Source organism: Acinetobacter sp. YH12039 (assembly GCF_013420015.1).
Classification (GTDB): Bacteria; Pseudomonadota; Gammaproteobacteria; order Pseudomonadales; family Moraxellaceae; genus Acinetobacter; species Acinetobacter amyesii.
On record NZ_VOZA01000007.1, the window covers coordinates 1 to 16,912 of the forward strand.

A 16,912-nucleotide genomic window follows, 5' to 3' on the forward strand; every position below is an offset into this window, starting at 1 on the left:
CGACTTAAAAAGCCGCCTACGCACGCTTTACGCCCAGTAAATCCGATTAACGCTCGCACCCTCTGTATTACCGCGGCTGCTGGCACAGAGTTAGCCGGTGCTTATTCTGCGAGTAACGTCCACTATCTTTAGGTATTAACCAAAGTAGCCTCCTCCTCGCTTAAAGTGCTTTACAACCAAAAGGCCTTCTTCACACACGCGGCATGGCTGGATCAGGGTTCCCCCCATTGTCCAATATTCCCCACTGCTGCCTCCCGTAGGAGTCTGGGCCGTGTCTCAGTCCCAGTGTGGCGGATCATCCTCTCAGACCCGCTACAGATCGTCGCCTTGGTAGGCCTTTACCCCACCAACTAGCTAATCCGACTTAGGCTCATCTATTAGCGCAAGGTCCGAAGATCCCCTGCTTTCTCCCGTAGGACGTATGCGGTATTAGCATCCCTTTCGAAATGTTGTCCCCCACTAATAGGCAGATTCCTAAGCATTACTCACCCGTCCGCCGCTAGAAATCGGTAGCAAGCTACCTATTCCCGCTCGACTTGCATGTGTTAAGCCTGCCGCCAGCGTTCAATCTGAGCCATGATCAAACTCTTCAGTTTAAAATCAATAGTACATATAGTGTACCAATCTTGGCTCATCAATTACTGACAAAAATTTGCTCAAATAAACTTCGAGTAATTTCTACCATCAATCAATGAAAATAATTTCGATCAATCAATCAGTAAAAATCCACACAAGTTGTTCTTCATAATCTCTTAATGATCTTCTTGCTGGTTCGTCACCAACAAGCTAGGTCGGCTATATTACTCTTTATTTCTAAAGAGTCAACCGGTAATTCAAATTATTTTTAAACTTTTTTTCTAAAACCCAACTTAATCAATTCAACCAAGTCATTGTTTTATCAGAAGTTTTAATCTTCATCACCGCCGATGGATGTGCATTCTACAGCATTTCACATTCGTTGCAACACCCTTTTTATGATTTATTTTACGCATGTCGCTTTTTTAAACACATAAACATTCTTTTGTATTATTATTGGGCTATATACGCCCTATTTCATATAATAAAACGTATATGCACCCAATTTTCATTCCATTTAATTTAAGACATTTTTGATTTCGTATGGTTGTTTTTAAAAAAACTGCCTATTTAATAATGGCGTGCTCCATTTCACCCTTATTATATGCAGCTCCCACAGCAAATATTTTCACAACCACTTTCTCTATTTTGAGTTATGCCAAGTGGGAAACCACTTCACCAAAATTTTGCGTGATTAATAATTCAAGTTTAGTCAATGATTTTAAAAAACTTGCGCCAACCCACAGCACTTATAAAATTACAGCCATCAATGTGAATGACATCAAATCCAGTCATTGCCAAGTTTTATTTTTTTCCAACCTAACAGCAAAAGAAGAACAAAACATTTTAAACAGCCATGTCAATTTCCCCGCCCTCTCTCTAAGCAGTAACAATAGTGAGTGTGAGTCCGGCAGTGCATTCTGTTTGTATAAAAAAAATCAGAGTTATTCGTTTAAAATTAATATGGAAAGTCTAACGCAGTCACAAATACATATTGATCCACGCGTTTTATTACTGGCGAAGTCATCGGAGTCAGCTGAATGAAACAACTCTATAACCCAATTACATTACACCAATTATTTACACGTTCGCAGCTCACCATCTTTGCTTTAACTTTTACGATTTGTTCTGCGATTTTTTTGGTGATTTCCACCTATACCATGCATACATATGCAAAAAACAGCTTAACGATTTTATCGAACGCGATAAACGAACGCGTTCAACCTGCTGTGGTCTTTAATGACCAAACAACGATGCGTCAAATTTTAAATGAATACACCCAACTGTATCCTATTCGCTCTATTGAAATTACAAACCATCAAAATGCATCGCTTGCTCATGCCGAGCAACAAGAAATTTCAACATTTTCCAGCCAAGCGATTTTGGATTATTTCTTTTTTAGCCAACCGATTCGTTTAGATATCCATCATGATCAGAAAAGTTATGGCGAACTGATCGTATATGGAAACTCTTCAGATTTAGTTAGTTTCTTCCATAAAATTTTGCTGGGTTTATTTTTAGGTTTTATTCTTTTATTGGCTACTGTGTTTTGGTCGGTGAACTCTGTTTATCAATACTTAATGCAATCCGTTCGCTCTATTGTTGAATCAGCTCAAACCATTAGTATTAAGAAAGATTATAAAATGCGGGTTTCAAACTCTGATATTCAAGAATTACACGCACTCAGTACCGCCTTTAATGGTTTACTTAGTGAAATTGAACAGTCAAATAAAAACTTAATTTCAGAAAATGACAAGCTAATTCATCTAGCACGTCATGATGCATTAACCCAATTACCAAATCGCAATTATTTTTATGAAAAGCTGTTTGAGCTATTTGACTTACAAGCGAACGCTGCTGTGTTCTTTGTCGATATTGAAAACTTTAAACATGTGAATGACCAATATGGTCACTTAGCTGGGGATGCAGTACTGCGTGCCTCATCATATTGTTTAAAACAAGCACTGCCAGATAATGCTTTCGTTGCGCGACTCGGTGGTGATGAATTTGCAATTATTATCAATCGTTTAAATTTCCTGACAGAACTCGAAGTCTTTTGTCACAAAATACATGAATGCTATGGTTCCACATTTGTTTATGAGCAACATAATATTGCATTACAAGCTAATATTGGTGTGGCACTGATCCAAAATGCGAAATCGCCAGAAGATCTAATCGCAGATGCGGATCGCGCCATGTATGATGCTAAACTTTCGAATAATCATTGGTGCATTGCACCACAACGCCCAACTCATAGGATTTGCTATGTTAAAGAACGCATTTAAAGTTTTATTTATACTTGCATTCACGGCCACTATGACAGCCTGCATGAGTTTAGGTAACTTAAGCTATAAACAAGCACGTATGCTTAAAAAAGAAGGTTTTGTCTTGACCAATGATGGTTGGACACTTGCCCTACCAGAACGACTTTTATTTGGTTTTGATGATTATCAAATACAACCTCACCAACAAGGCAAGTTAAATACACTCGCCACTCAACTGATTAAATATGACCTAAATAAAATTAAGTTTATTGGTCATACGGATAATGTTGGACAAGCCAATTACAACCAACAACTGTCAGAAAAACGTGCGCAAAGCGTCGCAAACGTCTTTTTAAAGCAAGGTTATAACAGTTCAAATATTCAAATTATTGGCCGTGGTGCTGAACAGCCGATGGTTTCCAATGACACCGAAACAAATCGTGCCATCAACCGTCGTGTAAATGTCACCATCATCCCCTAAATAGCGGAATTTGGAAAAGCCACCTTCAGGTGGCTTTTTTATTTTTTATAAATTTCAGGCATAAAAAAACCGCTAAATGCGGCATCTTTTTCATAGTATTGCTTTTGAGATAAATGGTCGGAGCAGTAGGATTCGAACCTACGACCCCCTGGTCCCAAACCAGGTGCACTACCAGGCTGTGCTATGCTCCGCTTTCAACTTTAAAAGTTGGGGTGAATGATGGGATTCGAACCCACGACAACCGGAATCACAATCCGGGGCTCTACCAACTGAGCTACATCCACCATCATGTTCTTGCTTGTGAATAACCAATATAACGCATTTTAAATTACAGGCATAAAAAAACCGCTGTATGCGGTATCTTTTATCGACCGTTTTCTTTGAGAAAATGGTCGGAGCAGTAGGATTCGAACCTACGACCCCCTGGTCCCAAACCAGGTGCACTACCAGGCTGTGCTATGCTCCGAATTGGGGTGAATGATGGGATTCGAACCCACGACAACCGGAATCACAATCCGGGGCTCTACCAACTGAGCTACATCCACCATCACAACAAGTTTCAGATTCTAGTATCAGAACACCATTATAATGGCGCGCCTGACAGGATTCGAACCTGTGACCATCCGCTTAGAAGGCGGATGCTCTATCCAACTGAGCTACAGGCGCATTACCGATGACATAGACTATCACGCGATTTTTGCCTTGAGAAATTGGTCGGAGCAGTAGGATTCGAACCTACGACCCCCTGGTCCCAAACCAGGTGCACTACCAGGCTGTGCTATGCTCCGTTTCATCTCAGCTTTCGCTGTATCGCATATCGTGCGGTACGGTGTGCATTCTAGGCGTGACGTTGATTAACGTCAACACCTATCTTCAAAAAAACATAAAAAATCATTTCAAGCGATTATTTATCAAGCACTTTAATCATTTTTCAAGCAAAAATTAACGTTTTAAACTGGCACTGAAATTCAACATCCGATCTAAAGGCAATTTAGCACGCTCAGCCAATGCCGGATCTACAAAAATTTCCTGATCGCCTTTTTGTAAAACTTCCAGAATGCCATCCAATTCATTCATCGCCATCCAAGGGCAATGCGCACATGAACGACAAGTCGCTCCCTCACCTGCCGTCGGTGCTTCGATGAGAATTTTATTTGGTACAGCTTGCTGCATTTTATAAAAAATACCACGATCTGTTGCCACGATTAAACGTTCGTGTGGCAAGGTTTGTGCAGCCTTGATCAATTGCGAGGTGCTACCGACGGCATCTGCAATATCCACCACAGATTCTGGTGACTCTGGATGCACCAAAACTGCTGCATCAGGATACAACGCTTTCATATTGGCAATACCACGCGCACGGAATTCTTCATGAACAATACATGCCCCATCCCATAGCAACATGTCTGCACCGGTTTTCTTTTGAATATAACGACCGAGATGCTGATCGGGTGCCCAAATAATTTTTTCACCTAAACTATCTAAATGCTCAACAATTTCAACTGCACAGCTCGAGGTGACCACCCAATCTGCACGCGCTTTCACTGCTGCCGAGGTATTGGCATATACTACAACTGTATAATCCGGATGTGCATCGCAAAATTTAGTAAATTCATCGACCGGACAGCCCAAATCAAGTGAGCATGTTGCCTCTAGAGTAGGCATCAGTACGGTTTTTTCAGGAGATAAAATCTTCGAGGTCTCCCCCATGAATTTCACCCCTGCAACCACCAACGTCGTTGCTTCATGATCCCGACCAAAACGTGCCATTTCAAGTGAATCCGAAACGCACCCACCTGTCAGTTCTGCTAGTTCCTGCACTTCAGGATCACAGTAATAGTGTGCAACAAGGACAGCGTTACGTTTTTTGAGTTCCGCTTTAATTAATTCAAACTTTTCAAGCTTTGCAGCTTCCGTTAAGTGATGCTCTTTAACATCGCCCAAACGATCCAAATGCGCTTGTACAATTGATTTTGCTTCATTTGCAATTAAGTTGTTTGCATTATTCATCACAACGTCTTCTCTACCCTTAATGCCTGCTACTACACAGGTGCTTCACAACTGACCCATAAATATGGCACTTGGCTATTTTTTACCGGTCATTAAAAAGTTCCACTTATAAAAAAGCCTCACAACGGAGGCTTTTCAAAAACATCAAATATCTTATGAACGATAATCTGCATTAATCTTGACATAGTCATACGACAGATCACAGGTATACACAGTATCTTGAGCACTGCCACGCCCTAAATCTACACGGATCGTGATTTCAGATTTTTCCATCTCCGCAGCCCCTGCTGCTTCGGTATAATCTGCTGCTGCGCCACCATCTTTACAGATTTGAACATCACCCAACCAGACCTGAATTTTTTCAACATCTAAGTTTGGCACACCGGCATAACCAATTGCTGCCAAAATACGACCCCAGTTTGGATCTGATGCGAAGATTGCAGTTTTAACCAACGGTGAATGTGCAATGCTATAAGCAATATCACAACATTCTTGAGTATCTGCACCGCCTTCTACCGCCACAGTAATAAACTTCGTCGCACCTTCACCATCACGAACAATGAGCTGTGCAAGACGTTTCATCACACGTGTTAACACGTCTAAAACAGCAGCATAACGTGAATCTGTTTCTGAAGTAATTTCTACGCCACCAGCTTGACCCGTTGCAATCAAAATACATGAGTCATTCGTTGAGGTATCACCATCCACCGTAATACGGTTAAACGACAGGTTAACTGTGGTTTTCAAAAGTTGTTGCACTAACTCACGACTAATGGGTGCATCAGTTGCTACATAACTCAACATGGTCGCCATATTTGGACGAATCATGCCTGCACCTTTAGAAATACCAGTCATGGTATACAGAACCCCATCTAGCTCAAACTGCTCAGATGCACCTTTAGGTGTGGTATCTGTGGTCATAATGCCTGTTGCCGCATCCAACCAAGCATCTTCTTGTAAACTATCTAATGCGGGTTGCAAGCCTTGAACCAAACGATCAATAGGTAATTGCTCGCCAATTACACCCGTTGAAAAAGGAAGGACTTCTGTATTTTGAACACCTGCCAGTTCCGCCAGTTTCGCACATGTCGCTTCAGCATTTGCCATACCGATTTTGCCAGTACCTGCATTGGCATTTCCGGTGTTAATCACTAAATAACGTGGATTACCTGCTAATAAGTGCGCTTTCGAAATATGAACCGGCGCTGCACAAAATGCATTTTGAGTAAAAACGCCTGCAACATTAGAACCTTCAGCAAATTCAAAAATGACAAGGTCACGTCGGTTCTGATAGCGCACATACGCTTCAGCCGAACCGATTTTTACACCTTTCACCACATGCATCTGTGGCATAGATACGTCACCAACTGCCATTTTTCAACGTCCAACTATATGAGTTATAAAAAATACAGCTTAGTGCAAAAACTATAAAAAATCGAGCAGAAGCACGGTTTTGCTGTAATTTTATTGTGGATTTCTTTTGCACATAAAAAAACCAGTCTTCCGACTGGTCTTTACCACTGTTCGTCGTAAATTAGTTACGCGCCAGCTGAGTTGCTTCATCAAGAAGCACTTGTTTCGCTTTTTGTTGACTCGCAGCAGAAAGTGCTGGGTTTTCAGCCACAATACGGTCAGCATTCGCCGCATTGGCTGCTGCAATTTTCGCAGTTTGCAATACGATCGGACGATTTGGATTGGCAAAGGTATAGCGAATACCCGTACGCGGGCTTGCTACAGTCACTTGACCGTCAGTACCAACCTGTACTTGAGTTGTTGTTGGACCAACTGCTTGTTGAACTTTCTCGACAGAAGTCGTCTGAGGAGCGTTTGCAAAGGCAAAAGTTGGCAAAGCCAAAGCAGCAATCATGAACGGTTTTAGTACTTTTTTCATTGTCTTTTCCGTCTTACGGTTATTGATAGAAACTAAATAACATTTAATCTGCTGAACTGCAAATACTATTCAGGTCAGATCAGCAGTGTAAATTAAAAATCAGAGCGCGAAGGCTCTGATTTATTTGAAATTAAGCAATGTCGTTTAGATTTTACCGTGACACTGTTTATATTTCAGACCTGAACCACATGGGCACGGTGAGTTACGGCTTTCCGGTGGCACAATCACTTGCTCTGCAGGTGTATATTGCGCATCGATAATGTCATCACCATTAGCTTCAGCCAATAAATTATCAAAGTCATTGTGTGACAATTGAAGATTCATTGATTCTGCTTGAGCCTGTTTTTGAGCTTCCATTTCTGCAAGTTCTTCGGCTGTTGGTACATGAATACGAGATAAATCTGTCACGACATCTGACTTAATCACCGCAAGCATGTTTACAAATAAGTTAAAGGCTTCTTTTTTGTATTCTTGCTCAGGATTTTTCTGCGCATAACCACGTAAATGAATCCCTTGACGTAAGTAATCCATCGCTGCCAAATGCTCTTTCCAATGGCGGTCCAATGAATTCAGCATAAAGTGACGTTCTAGCATTGCAGCTGTTTCGTCACCCATTTGCGTACGACGTGAGCGGTAGTGCTGAAGAACTTCATCAGTAATACGTTCAACCAAAGCTTCTTCATCTAAACGACGATCTTGCTCTAGCCACTGTGAAATTGGCAGTTCAATCGATAGATCTTCACGAAGTGCTTTTTCAAGACCTTCAATATCCCACTGATCGTGAATAGACTCGGGTGGAATATATACTTCGATCATGCCTTTAGTCACATCGTGAATCATCGTTTCGATGTAATCTTGCAATGATGCTTCTTCAAGAATTTCATCACGTTGAGAGTAAATAATCTTACGTTGTTCGTTGTTTACGTCATCGTATTTCAATAGATTTTTACGAATATCGAAGTTACGTGCTTCAACTTTACGTTGTGCATTTTCAATCGAGCGTGACACCATTTTATGCTCAATGGCTTCATCTTCTTTCAGACCCATGGCACGCATCATTGCAACTACGCGATCACCCGCGAAGATACGCATCAAGTCATCTTCAAGCGACAAGTAGAAACGTGATACACCTGGGTCACCTTGACGGCCCGCACGACCACGTAACTGGTTATCGATACGACGAGATTCATGACGTTCTGAACCAATGATGTGTAAACCACCAGAGTTCAGCACCATTTCATGATTTTGTTCCCACTCTGCTTTCAAACGTGCTTCATCTGCTTCAGTCGGCTCTTCAATCTTCGCCAGCAACGCTTTCCAGTTACCACCTAACAGAATATCAGTACCACGACCAGCCATGTTAGTCGCAATGGTTACTGCACGAGGTGAACCCGCTTGCGCAATAATATCCGCTTCACGCTCATGTTGTTTCGCATTGAGTACTTCATGTTGAATACCAGCTTCTTTCAGCTTATCTGATAAAATTTCAGAGGCTTCAATGGTTGCTGTACCAATCAGGATCGGTGCAACACCCGCTTCATGAACACGTTGAATTTCTTGAATGATGGCGTTGTATTTACCTTCACGATTTAAATAAATTAAATCGTTTTGGTCATTACGAATCATCGGGCGATGGGTTGGAATAAGTACAACATCCAAGCCATAAATTTCTTTCATCTCTGCAGCTTCAGTATCTGCAGTACCCGTCATCCCTGATAATTTTTTGTATAGACGGAAATAGTTCTGGAATGTTGTAGTTGCTAAAGTTTGGTTTTCAGGTTGAATTTCCAAACCTTCTTTTGCTTCCACTGCTTGATGCAAACCTTCTGACCAACGGCGACCCGGCATGGTACGACCAGTGTTTTCATCGACAATGATCACTTCACCTTCGTGGATGATGTAATGCACGTTGCGTTGGTATAGGTAATGCGCACGAATGGCCGCAGAAACATGGTGTACCAAGTTTAAATTAGCAGATGAATATAAACTTTCACCTTCAGCAAGCAAGCCCATTTGAATCAATTCAGCTTCAACAGTTTCATAACCGACTTCGGTCATTTCTACAGAGCGCTGTTTTTCGTCAATCCAGAAGTGACCACCATCTGGTACCTTCTCTTCTTTTTGTGCATGAAGTTTTGGTGGGATGCTGTTAATTGCAGCATACAACTGAGATGAGTCTTCTGATTGACCAGAAATGATCAACGGTGTACGCGCTTCATCAATCAGGATCGAATCGACCTCATCGATGATGGCATAGGTTAAGCTGCGCTGTTTTTTCTCAGCAGCAGAAAACACCATGTTGTCACGCAAGTAATCGAAACCGAATTCGTTGTTGGTACCGTAAGTAATGTCAGCTCGATACGCTTGAGCTTTTTCAGTTGGGTCTTGCATTGAGTAAATAATCCCAATGCTTAAACCTAAAAATTCGAATAATGGACGGTTTAATTCAGCATCACGCTGTGCGAGATAGTCGTTCACCGTAATCACGTGAACACCTTCACCACTAATCGCATTGAGGTAACAAGCAAGCGTTCCCATGAGGGTTTTACCTTCACCGGTACGCATCTCTGCGATCTTACCTTCATGTAAAGTAATACCACCAATCAGCTGTACGTCATAATGACGCATGCCCATGACACGCTTTGCAGCTTCACGACAAACAGCAAACGCTTCAGGTAATAATTTATCAAGGCTGTCGCCTTTTTTATAACGTTCTTTGAATTCTTCAGTTTTTGCAGATAAGTCTGCATCGCTTAGAACAGATATCGTCGGCTCGAGCGCATTTATCTTCTCTACGATTTTACGCATGCGTTTGAGTTCGCGCTCATTTTTGGTACCGAAGATTCCTCCGATCAGACTTGCCAACATGAATAGACTCTCTAAATCTTGCTTGTCAAATGAATATATTTTCTTAGTCGTTATTATGGTGCTAGAAATTCGAAGTACAAGGGTTTTGCACAAAAATCCCCTTAAATATTCTGCGCTCGGGTTCTAGCCCCGGAGACTTAAGGCAAGCTAATGTAACAAATTTTCTGCAGACAACATAGTGACTCTGTCGTGAGATATTTCGCATTTATCCCCCAATAAAACTGTTTTATATGAAATATATTCATAAAGAAATGAAAAAACACTATTTTTAATCATAAAAAAAATCCTTCATATTTATTTTTGAGTTAAACAAATTCAATAAATACGGGGATATTCCATGACGATTCGTTTAGGTGATACTGCACCAGACTTTACTCAAGACTCAAGCGAAGGCAGCATTCATTTTTATGACTTTTTAGGTGACAGTTGGGGCATTTTATTTTCGCATCCAGCCGATTACACCCCAGTCTGCACCACAGAACTTGGATTTACCGCAAAACTAAAAGATGAATTTAGCAAACGTGGTGTCAAGGCCATTGCCCTGTCTGTTGATGATGTTGAGTCGCATCATGGTTGGATTAATGACATTAATAATACTCAAAATACCACGGTGAACTTCCCGATCATTGCAGACAAAGACCGTAAAGTGTCCACCCTCTATGATTTCATTCACCCCAATGCCAGCGAAACATTAACTGTTCGCTCTTTGGTGATCATCGATCCAAATAAAAAAGTCCGTTTAATCATTACTTATCCTGCATCTACAGGGCGTAACTTCCATGAAATTTTACGTGTCATTGATTCTTTGCAACTGACAGACAACCATAAAGTTGCAACACCGGCCAACTGGCAACAAGGTGAAGATGTGGTGATTGTGCCGTCATTAAAAGATGAAGAGGAAATCAAACAACGCTTTCCTCAAGGATATAACGCAGTTACGCCTTACCTTCGTTTAACGCCTCAACCTAAGTGAGGATAAAACGGAGCATTACGCTGTCCGAGCGCAAGATAAGAAGCTCTGCTGTGAGTGACCAAAGCGAAGGTACAAATTTAACTATTTTTAAGTGCAGCACCTGACCCAACTCAGAATCATAACCATAGTTAATATAGTTTTCCCCTCAGAACGAATGATGAGCCCGTTCTGGCATTCTCCAACCTGCTCATCTTCGGATGAGCTTTTTTTTGATTACAAATTCCTCTCTGGGATTAGATTGGTTAAACATCACAATTCCGTTATAACTAAGAAAAACTTGAAAACAACAAACCGTGATTCATCAAATTCATCATTTACATTGTGGTAGTTTTTGTCCAACGTGTGCCCCTTTATTTGGACAGAAAGGCTTTCGCGCACATTTGGTCTGTCATTGCCTGCTCATTGAAACAGATAAAGGGCTCGTCTTAGTCGATACAGGACTGGGCTTACAAGATTATATACATCCACAAAATCGTTTAGGTCGGTTTATTTCACGCACAGCGCAGATCAAATTTAATCCGCAACTAAGTGCGATTCATCAAATTCAAAAATTAGGCTATAGGGCTCAAGATGTTCAACACATTTTGTTGTCACACCTAGATTTTGATCATGCTGGCGGGATATCAGATTTTCCGCAGGCGACCGTGCATGTCTTAGCCAGTGAATATAACGCCACTCAAAATCTTCACAACCTTAAATCACGACTGCGCTATCGACCACAGCAGTTCCAACAGCATCGTTATTGGAACTTTATCGAAAACATCGGGACGCAAGCATGGTTTAACTTAGAGCACACTACGGGACTATCTATTTTTCAAGAGGATATTTTAATGCTCCCACTTTTGGGACATACCGCGGGTCATGCCGGTATTGCGATTAAAAATAACCAGCGCTGGTTGTTATATTGTGGCGATGCTTATTACTCACAGCATCAATTAAATCCAAATTTTCATTCGCGGGCCTTAAATCAGCTTGAGCATTTATTTGCCACCGACAATACACAGCGACTGCACACACTTCATAAGATTCAGCAGTTAGCGCAGCATCCGGACATCGATCTCATCTGCGCACATGACCCTTTCGAACTCGCTCGATATCAGAACACAAACTATGACCGCTAAAATCCTGCCAATGATCCTACTCAGTGCTAGCTTCACGGGTTGCATGACATCAAATCCATTACCGTTAAATGAACGTCCTCAGCATTGGGGGAAAGTCGTTCATCAACAGCATAATTTTTATCAAATCAGCCCAACGCTATTTCGCAGTGAACAACCTGATACAGATCTCGCCCCTGTTCTACGAGAACAGCAAATCGGTGTGATCATAAATTTACGTTCACGGCACCATGACCCAGAACGCTTAAAAAATGCTATTGATATGCAAAAGATTAATTTTGTACATATTCCGATACACACGTGGCAAATCGATCGTGAAGATTTACTGGCGGTGATGAAAACTATAAAAGTGGCTAAACAACAGCAGCAAAAAGTGTTAATCCATTGCTACCACGGCTCAGACCTTACAGGCGCGAGTGTGGCAATGTACCGTATTATTTTTCAGCATTGGTCCATTGAGGAAGCAAAGCGTGAAATGAAACAAGGTGGCTATGGCTTCCACCCTATTTGGAAAAATATAGACCGATTATTCAGCCCTGAAAATGTAAAATGGATTCAGCAGCAACTACTGAATCCATCTTATTAAAGGTCATTTCTCAAATAAACTTAGCGTTTATCGAGAGGTACCCAATCAATCACCCAAGCCGATTTCATATTCAAACTTGCATCTGAATTGATCTTTTTACGTGTTGCGTCCGCAGCATCACGGTCCTTCGAAGGGCCAACCATAATACGAATGCCTTTAGATGTAGGACTCTTCGTCACTTTATAGCCTTTTGCACGTAATTTTGCAGCGACGGCATCTGCATTGGCTTCATTGGCAGCTAGAGCAACTTGTACCATCCATTGCTTATCGCCATTTTCCAACAGATCACGTGCTTTTTCAGCTTCAGCTTTTTTCTTGGCTTCGGCTTTACGCTTTTCTTCTGCCTTGTGTTTTTCTTCGGCTTTACGCTTTTCTTCTGCCTTGTGTTTTTCTTCGGCTTTACGCTTTTCTTCAGCTTGTTGCTTCGCTTCGGCTGCTTTCTTATCTGCTGCTTTTTTCTCAGCTTCAGCATGTGCTTTACGTTCAGCTTCTTTTTGAGCATCCGCTTTACGTTTTGCTTCGGCTTTTTGTTTATCTGCTGCGATACGTGCCTGATCAGCCTTTTGCTGCGCCGACTGAGTCTCTAACTTTTTTTGAGCCGCCAACTTATCCTCAGCTAAACGCTTTTGCTTGGCTTTTTCATCTTCAACCAATTCGGGCGGAATATTATCCGAACTTTGTTGAGCTGAACGATGTGCGTTTAAAGCTGCATATTCTTCTGCTGCTTTACGTGCTGCATCCGCTTCCGCTTGTTGTTGCATCGCTAAAAATTCTGCTGCACGTGCTTCTTGCTCCGCAACCGATTTTTCACGGGTACGTCGTTGTTCTTCGAGCAAACGCTTTTCAGTTTCAACATCAACAGTCAATGATGACATTTTACCCGCACCCTGACCTTGTTGCTCAACTTGAGCCATTTCAGGGGTTTGGCTTTGATTTTGATGTATTTCTTCTTTGCCTTTAAGTAAAAGTGCAGCCAGCAGTACACCACCACCTAATAAAACAACACCACCCATCCAGCGTTGTTTGTTATTCATTGACATTCTTCCAGATACTCCCATACCGCTTCTAAGGTATGAAATGAACCACATACCAGAATCAGCTGATTATTCTTTGTTTCTTCCAGCGCGGACTTAAAAGCTAATTGCACATTGTCATAATGTTCTACGACTTGATGCTGCAGTGCGCTATCCAATTGTGTGATAGATGCCGCACGTGGCACATTTAATTGTGCAATTTTCCACATTCTTACCGTATCTTTCAATAAGTTAACGACAGAATTTATGTCTTTATCAGTCAGCATGGAGAAAACGCTGATCACTTCTGTGTATTGTTTATTGTACTGGAGGAAATTTCGCAATTGCTTTAACAAAAATTCAACACCATGCGGGTTATGTCCCGCATCGAAAATCACCGTTTTTCCTGCAATTTCTCTAACTTCAAAACGACCTTGTAACTTGGCATTGATAATCCCCTGAGCGATCGACTGCTGAGAGACCACCAAACCACTGGCCAATATTGCTGCTACAGCCGTAGAGATATTTTCGAGTGCCAAAGAACCCACGGGGAGTTTTAAGGTTGAACCTGATGAGGCAAACATCCAAGATTGTCCGTCATCACTGTACTGATAAAAATAATCACGATTGAGTACATGTAAAGCGGCTTGGCAATCTTCTGCTTTTTGACGAATGGCTTCAGGCAAAACTTGCTGCCCACCAAAAATTACGGGAATATTCGGACGAATAATCCCTGCTTTCTCAAAAGCAATTTTTTCAATGGTGTCGCCCAACCAATCGGTATGGTCTAAACCAATATTGGTAATCACTGCAACATCTGGATCGACAACATTGACCACATCAAGTCGACCACCTAGGCCTACTTCAAGTACCCATACATCGCAATGTTGCTGTTTAAAAATAACAAAAGCGGCCAAAGTGGTCGCTTCAAAAAAAGATAAACTTAATTCACATTCACGACGCGCCTGATCAACGGCTACAAAAGCATCAATCAGGATTTGGTCGGCCACTTCAACACCTTGAAGCTTTACACGTTCATTGAATCGATAGATATGCGGTGATTGGTATAGCCCCACGTTATACCCTTGGGCATTTAAAATCGCAGCCAAAGTGGTCGTGGTTGAACCTTTACCGTTTGTTCCCGCGACCGTCAGCACTTTCGCATCAGGCTGGGTTACACCGAGTCGTTCCGCAACAGGAATCACCCGTTCCAGACCCAAATCAATACCCGTAACATGAACATGGCTCCAATAATCGAGCCATGTACTTAAAGAATCAGATGCAAATGGTGCTGTGTTCAAGGCAAGTTCATCAATTTCGCTACAATACGATAAACTGTATCACGTAATGCATGACGGTGGACAATTTGATCGACTACACCATGATCAAGCAAGTATTCTGCACGTTGGAACGGTTCTTCCAATTTTTCACGCACAGTTTGCTCAATAACGCGTTTACCTGCGAAACCAATCATTGCTTTTGGTTCAGCCAAATGCACATCACCTAACATTGCAAGAGATGCCGTTACACCGCCGTAAACTGGATGTGTCAATACCACTAGATAAGGCAAGCCTGCATCTTTCATTTTTTGGATGGCAGCAGAAGTACGCGCCATTTGCATGAGTGACAACATGCCTTCTTGCATACGCGCACCACCAGAGGCAGCGAAGCAAATAAGTGGTTGTTTGAATTTAATTGCAAGTTCAGCCGCTTGAACAAAACGGTCACCAACCACAGTGCCCATTGAACCGCCCATGAAATCAAATTCGAAAGCGGTCGCAATCATTGGAATGCCTTTCAGCGTTCCTTGCATCACCACTAAAGCTTCTGTTTCACCGGTTTTTTTCTGCGCTTCAGACATACGGTCTGGATACGCTTTGCTATCTACAAATTTAAGTGGATCTTTGGCTTTAAATTCTTGACCCAATTCTTTTTGTACTTGGTCAAAGAACCAGTTCAAACGATCACGCGCTTTCATTCGCAAGTGTTCATCACACTGCGGACAAACGTAGGCATTAAATGACATTGCAGTACGAGTCACAAGTGCATGACACTCAGGACATTCAATCGTCGGCTCAGTAAATGTCGCCTTTAATGCTTGCTGTTCATCAGGTACATGAATACCTGGTACCGCACGCTCTGTCCATGGCGTAGATGCACTCAGAATTTTGCCTGTTTTTGCGTCTTGACTCATACTAACTCATCGAGCGCAGCTCGAAGCTCCTTCACTTTATTCACTGTTTCGATTACAGCTTGTTCTGGCGCTAAGTTTGCAAATTGTTTAACAAAAGCACTACCTACAATCACCGCATCCGCAGCAACACCCATGGCTTTCGCCGATGCTGCATCACTGATACCAAAGCCAACGCCGACAGGTACCTGAGTATACGATTTGATTTTTTGAATACGTGCCGCAGCTTCAGCAACGTCTAAAGTCGCTGCACCTGTCACACCTTTCAAAGAAACATAGTAGATAAATCCACTAGCTTGTTTCACCACATGCTGAATACGTTCGTCAGTGGATGTTGGCGCAAGTAAGAAGATTTGATCCATGTCGTATTTTTTCAATACTGCATCTAGATCTTTTGCTTCTTCTGGTGGAAGGTCCACCAAGAGCACGCCATCTACACCGCATTCATGTGCATAGGCAACAAACTTTTCATAGCCGATTACTTCAACAGGGTTTAAATAGCCCATCAGTACTACTGGTGTTTCTGTATCGTTTTTACGGAACTCTTTCACCATGTTCAAGGCATCTAGAGTATTGGTTCCTGCAGCAAGCGCACGCTCAGCGGCAAGTGCAATAACAGGACCATCCGCCATTGGGTCTGAAAATGGAAGACCCAATTCGATCACATCTACACCTGCCTCAACCATTTGATGTAACAAAGGTACCGTTACTTGTGGATGAGGGTCACCAGCCATAACATAAGAAACCAAGGCCTTACGCTGTTGAGATTTAAGCGTTCCAAATCGAGTGGCTAAACGTGACATAGGGTTATACTTTCCTTGAATGAATCAAAACTATGATGTGGGTTTTGTCGAAATACAAGACATCGCATTGTAACGCTATTTTTTACCCATTGAACAGGGTATACAATCCTCCGTCGGCATTTCTCATGCAAACATAAT

The 16,912-nt window shown here is 42.0% G+C and carries 14 protein-coding genes, 6 tRNA genes and 1 rRNA gene; 6 read left to right on the top strand and 15 right to left on the bottom strand.

Annotated elements, in window-relative coordinates; translation table 11 throughout:
• Nucleotides 1-596 (bottom strand): 16S ribosomal RNA (locus FTT98_RS05000); the annotation flags it as partial.
• Nucleotides 597-1,119: 523 nt separating this feature from the next.
• Between FTT98_RS05000 and FTT98_RS05005 the strand changes: the two genes are divergently transcribed.
• Genes FTT98_RS05005 through FTT98_RS05015 form a run of 3 tightly spaced genes read left to right on the top strand, consistent with a single transcriptional unit; the run spans nt 1,120 to nt 3,321 of the window.
• Nucleotides 1,120-1,620, top strand: coding sequence for a YfiR family protein (locus FTT98_RS05005; RefSeq protein ID WP_180022391.1), 501 nt, complete (start codon nt 1,120-1,122; stop codon nt 1,618-1,620).
• A complete protein-coding gene (locus FTT98_RS05010; protein ID WP_180040638.1) occupies nt 1,617-2,861 on the top strand; it encodes a diguanylate cyclase domain-containing protein in 1,245 nt (414 codons plus the stop codon). The genes FTT98_RS05005 and FTT98_RS05010 overlap by 4 nt, the downstream gene beginning before the upstream one ends.
• Complete coding sequence (locus FTT98_RS05015; protein ID WP_078191210.1) at nt 2,842-3,321, top strand: OmpA family protein; 480 nt, start codon at nt 2,842-2,844, stop codon at nt 3,319-3,321. Before FTT98_RS05010 ends, FTT98_RS05015 begins: the two co-directional genes overlap by 20 nt.
• Before the next feature lie 114 nt (nt 3,322-3,435).
• Here the strand turns inward: FTT98_RS05015 and FTT98_RS05020 are convergent.
• The 10 genes from FTT98_RS05020 to secA form a co-directional block, all read right to left on the bottom strand.
• A tRNA-Pro gene (locus tag FTT98_RS05020) sits at nt 3,436-3,512 on the bottom strand.
• 17 nt (nt 3,513-3,529) lie between these two features.
• A tRNA-His gene (locus tag FTT98_RS05025) sits at nt 3,530-3,605 on the bottom strand.
• A 105-nt stretch (nt 3,606-3,710) separates the two neighbouring features.
• A tRNA-Pro gene (locus tag FTT98_RS05030) sits at nt 3,711-3,787 on the bottom strand.
• Between the two features lie 3 nt (nt 3,788-3,790).
• A tRNA-His gene (locus tag FTT98_RS05035) sits at nt 3,791-3,866 on the bottom strand.
• 44 nt (nt 3,867-3,910) lie between these two features.
• Nucleotides 3,911-3,987 (bottom strand) — tRNA-Arg (locus FTT98_RS05040).
• Between the two features lie 45 nt (nt 3,988-4,032).
• A tRNA-Pro gene (locus tag FTT98_RS05045) sits at nt 4,033-4,109 on the bottom strand.
• A 154-nt stretch (nt 4,110-4,263) separates the two neighbouring features.
• Entirely contained in the window at nt 4,264-5,331 is a 1,068-nt protein-coding gene (nadA, locus tag FTT98_RS05050) for a quinolinate synthase NadA (RefSeq protein ID WP_180040639.1), read from the bottom strand.
• 153 nt (nt 5,332-5,484) lie between these two features.
• Nucleotides 5,485-6,705 carry a bifunctional glutamate N-acetyltransferase/amino-acid acetyltransferase ArgJ gene (gene argJ / locus FTT98_RS05055; protein WP_180005408.1) on the bottom strand — a complete coding sequence of 407 codons (1,221 nt, stop codon included), beginning with the start codon at nt 6,703-6,705 and terminating at the stop codon, nt 5,485-5,487.
• A 160-nt stretch (nt 6,706-6,865) separates the two neighbouring features.
• Entirely contained in the window at nt 6,866-7,222 is a 357-nt protein-coding gene (locus FTT98_RS05060; RefSeq protein WP_078191213.1) for a hypothetical protein, read from the bottom strand.
• 144 nt (nt 7,223-7,366) lie between these two features.
• Nucleotides 7,367-10,090, bottom strand: a complete 2,724-nt coding sequence (gene secA / locus FTT98_RS05065) for a preprotein translocase subunit SecA (protein WP_180040641.1) — start codon at nt 10,088-10,090, stop codon at nt 7,367-7,369.
• Nucleotides 10,091-10,427: 337 nt separating this feature from the next.
• Between secA and FTT98_RS05070 the strand changes: the two genes are divergently transcribed.
• From FTT98_RS05070 to FTT98_RS05080, 3 genes are all read left to right on the top strand, one after another.
• Nucleotides 10,428-11,063 carry a peroxiredoxin gene (locus FTT98_RS05070; protein ID WP_078194127.1) on the top strand — a complete coding sequence of 212 codons (636 nt, stop codon included), beginning with the start codon at nt 10,428-10,430 and terminating at the stop codon, nt 11,061-11,063.
• Nucleotides 11,064-11,356: 293 nt separating this feature from the next.
• Nucleotides 11,357-12,184: an MBL fold metallo-hydrolase gene (locus FTT98_RS05075; protein ID WP_180040643.1), complete on the top strand. Its 828-nt coding sequence runs from the start codon at nt 11,357-11,359 to the stop codon at nt 12,182-12,184.
• Complete coding sequence (locus FTT98_RS05080; protein ID WP_180040645.1) at nt 12,174-12,767, top strand: dual specificity protein phosphatase family protein; 594 nt, start codon at nt 12,174-12,176, stop codon at nt 12,765-12,767. Before FTT98_RS05075 ends, FTT98_RS05080 begins: the two co-directional genes overlap by 11 nt.
• Nucleotides 12,768-12,787: 20 nt before the next feature.
• Here the strand turns inward: FTT98_RS05080 and FTT98_RS05085 are convergent, their stop codons facing one another.
• The 4 genes from FTT98_RS05085 to trpA are packed head-to-tail and all read right to left on the bottom strand — an operon-like array spanning nt 12,788 to nt 16,774.
• The gene (locus FTT98_RS05085; protein WP_373683938.1) at nt 12,788-13,807 is read right to left on the bottom strand and encodes an SPOR domain-containing protein; all 1,020 of its coding nucleotides are present in this window, start codon (nt 13,805-13,807) and stop codon (nt 12,788-12,790) included.
• Complete coding sequence (folC, locus tag FTT98_RS05090; protein WP_180040647.1) at nt 13,798-15,081, bottom strand: bifunctional tetrahydrofolate synthase/dihydrofolate synthase; 1,284 nt, start codon at nt 15,079-15,081, stop codon at nt 13,798-13,800. The genes FTT98_RS05085 and folC overlap by 10 nt, the downstream gene beginning before the upstream one ends.
• Complete coding sequence (gene accD, locus FTT98_RS05095) at nt 15,078-15,974, bottom strand: acetyl-CoA carboxylase, carboxyltransferase subunit beta (protein WP_180040648.1); 897 nt, start codon at nt 15,972-15,974, stop codon at nt 15,078-15,080. The genes folC and accD overlap by 4 nt, the downstream gene beginning before the upstream one ends.
• Nucleotides 15,971-16,774 (bottom strand): tryptophan synthase subunit alpha, encoded by an 804-nt coding sequence (gene trpA, locus FTT98_RS05100; protein WP_078191221.1) that lies wholly within the window; start codon nt 16,772-16,774, stop codon nt 15,971-15,973. Before trpA ends, accD begins: the two co-directional genes overlap by 4 nt.
• Between the last annotated feature and the right edge of the window lie 138 nt (nt 16,775-16,912).